Below are 901 nucleotides of genomic sequence, written 5' to 3'. Positions count from 1 at the left end.
GAGTGCGGTCAAACCCCGCCGCCGTGACGTCACCAGCAGCCGGCCCGCCCCCGGCGACGGCCGAAAACCCTTAATCTTTCCGATCGTGTCGGAATCGTCGGCGTTGTCGAACACCAGCAGCGACCGGGGTAGACGCGCCCACGCCGCCACCACCGCGGCCGGCTCCGCATCCACCGACAACCCCACCGCCGGGGCCAACCCGGCCAGATACCCATCGATCAACTCCGACTCTTCGGCCGGTACCCAGCCCACCCGGTCGAACGCGTCGGCATACCGGTGGATGTACTCCACCACCAGCGCGGTCTTCCCGACCCCACCCATCCCCGCCACCGCGGTCACCGCCACCGACCCCGCAGTTGCCAGCCGGTCGTGCACTTGATCGAGTAATGATTCGCGGCCGACGAAATGCGCCAGCCGGGCCGGCACACCCCACATCACCGGCAGATCCGGCGGGAACACCGGACCACCCACCGCCACCCCCATATCAGCCAGGCCACCGGGGAAGTCCGGTTCCATAGCCGGCTTCCCCCGCTCACCCGCGACAGCAGCGAGCACCACACGGCGTGCCACATCCTGACCGACACTGAACAGGTCGACCGAGACAAGCTGGGCGAGCAGACCCGGCCGCGGGCACTCCTCGATCCGGAACACCAGCAGCTTCCGCGCCCGACCCGACGGATCTGCCGCCCACGCCGCCTGCCACTCCGGCGCCGCGTACGCCGATTCCAGGTAGGCCGCCGACAGCACCGCGACTGTCCGGGCCGCATGCTCGGTCGTCCGGTGCATCTCCTCGACGAAGTGCGACCCGGCACCGAAATCCCACGCCTGGATCACCACCCGGTAGTTCGCCTCTTCCAATGTCCAGGCGATCCACTCCGCCCAGGCCCGGTCCACCCCGGTA

1 protein-coding gene is annotated in these 901 nt (G+C 69.4%); it reads right to left on the bottom strand.

Features of this window, described 5'->3' with window-relative positions:
* Positions 1–901, bottom strand: a 901-nt coding sequence (locus U9983_RS26570; RefSeq protein ID WP_322756634.1) for a toll/interleukin-1 receptor domain-containing protein, incomplete at both ends; no start/stop codon positions are given.

The organism is Protofrankia sp. Cas3 (assembly GCF_963555955.1).
In the GTDB taxonomy this organism is placed as follows: Bacteria; Actinomycetota; Actinomycetes; order Frankiales; family Frankiaceae; genus Protofrankia.
The sequence above is the reverse complement of the archived record's forward strand: the minus strand, read 5'-3'. Positions and strand labels throughout refer to the sequence as shown.